This window comes from Lactobacillus sp., assembly GCF_051893255.1.
Taxonomy (GTDB): Bacteria; Bacillota; Bacilli; order Lactobacillales; family Lactobacillaceae; genus Lactobacillus.
Genome location: NZ_JBJFHB010000023.1, coordinates 43,252 through 45,185 on the forward strand (window position 1 = coordinate 43,252; position 1,934 = coordinate 45,185).

Genomic DNA, 1,934 nt, shown 5'->3' on the forward strand with positions numbered 1-1,934 from the left:
ATCTTTAAGAAAAAATTGTTACTTTTTCCAAAAGCTTAAGCAACACTTTTAATTTAAAGGGTGTATAATCGAGTCAATGACAAAAAAGCATGATTCAAAGGAAGGTTTGGAATTAATGAAATTCACCAAGAAACTCGCTTTCGCTTCAGCATCATTGGCCCTGACTCTGGCAACTCCAGTCTCACTGGCAGCTTCAAACGCAGTCAGCTTCGCAGCTACGAAGACTACGACTCAAGCTACTAAGATCCAAGTAACTAAGAAGAATGCGCCAATCTACCACAAGGATGGCACTAAGTTCACCAAGAAGAGCCCATACGTTTATGACGGTTTTAAGAGCACGACCATGGCTAAGGGCGTTTCTTTGAACGCCATCAAGACTGTAACCATCAAGGGTGCTAAGTACTACTACATTGGCAACAGTGCTTATTTGAAGGCTAGCGACGTTAAGGTAACTGCTACTAAGACCGTTAAGACCACTACTTCCACTAAGACTTCATCTAAGTCAACCAGCACGGCTAAGAAGTCAACTACTGCTAAGACTACTACTAAGAAGACCAAGACTGTTACCCAAATCAAGGTCGCTAAGAAGACTGTACCTTTCTACCACAAGGACGGCACTAAGTACACTAAGAAGAACCCATACGTTTACGACGGTTGGAAGAGCGCAGTAGCCTACAAGAACACCACTTACAAGGTGGCTAAGACCATCAAGGTTAAGGGCGCAACTTACTACTACATCGGCAACAACGCCTACCTGAAGGCAACCGACGTTAAGGTAACTGCTACTAAGTAGTCGATTTTTTAATAAGCAAAAAGTTTCGGAATCTCGCCGAAACTTTTTCTTTTGCCCAAGAATTGCGATTTTCTTAACAAATTAGGGTCGATTTTTGTTAAAATAGAGCTGGTAAATGCAGTTTTTTTCGGAGGGAACTATGTCTTACAAGGACAATATCAAGCTTTTTGCGCTTAATTCAAACAAGCCGTTAGCAGAAAAAATCGCTGACCGGATGGGTTTGAAGCTTTCAACTTCAAGCGTCGTTCGCTTTAGCGATGGCGAAATTCAAGTTAACATTGACGATTCTGTCCGTGGCAAGGACGTCTTCTTGATTCAATCAACCAGTGCTCCAGTCAACGACAACTTGATGGAACTTTTGATCATGATTGACGCCGTTCGCCGGGCCAGCGCTGCCTCAGTCAACGTCGTTTTGCCATACTATGGCTACGCACGGCAAGACCGCAAGACTCGGGCCAGAGAACCAATCACGGCCAAGCTCGTTGCCGATATGATCCAAACTGCTGGGGCAGACCGGGTGCTGTCACTTGACCTGCACGCTCCGCAAATCCAAGGCTTCTTCGACATTCCAGTCGACAACTTGATGGGGGCGCCGCTTTTGGCCGACTTCTTCCTCAGCAACCACTTGGAAGAAGACGCAGTTGTCGTTTCACCTGACCACGGCGGCGTTACTCGTGCCCGGAAGTTAGCTGAATTCTTGGGTACTCCAATCGCCATCGTTGACAAGCGCCGGCCAAAGGCCAACGTTGCTGAAGTCATGAACATCATCGGTAACGTTAAGGGCAAGCGCGCCATCTTGATCGACGACATGATCGACACGGCCGGGACCATCACCCTGGCTGCTCAAGCCTTGAAGGATGCTGGTGCAACTGAAGTTTATGCCTGCGCCACTCACGCGGTTTTGTCAGGCCCAGCCGTTGACCGCTTGAACAAGTCAGTGATCAAGAACCTGGTTTTGACTGACTCCATTCAGCAACCAGCCGAAAAGAACCTTGACAAGACGATCCTTGTGTCCGTAGGGCCTTTGATGGGGGATGCCATCAAGCTGATCATGGAACACAAGCCAATGAGTCCACTCTTTGATACGCGTTACGACGCTAACAAGTACAAGGACCAATAGAAAAAATAACTGTAAAGCAAA

The 1,934-nt window shown here is 46.7% G+C and carries 2 protein-coding genes; both read left to right on the plus strand.

Going from position 1 to position 1,934, the window contains the following annotated elements; all coding sequences use genetic code 11:
* Positions 1-115 precede the first annotated feature (115 nt).
* Positions 116-793, plus strand: a complete 678-nt coding sequence (locus ACI4WN_RS02055; RefSeq protein WP_439776763.1) for an SLAP domain-containing protein — start codon at positions 116-118, stop codon at positions 791-793.
* 139 nt (positions 794-932) lie between these two features.
* A complete protein-coding gene (locus ACI4WN_RS02060) occupies positions 933-1,913 on the plus strand; it encodes a ribose-phosphate diphosphokinase (RefSeq protein ID WP_439776764.1) in 981 nt (326 codons plus the stop codon).
* The last annotated feature ends 21 nt before the right edge of the window (positions 1,914-1,934 follow it).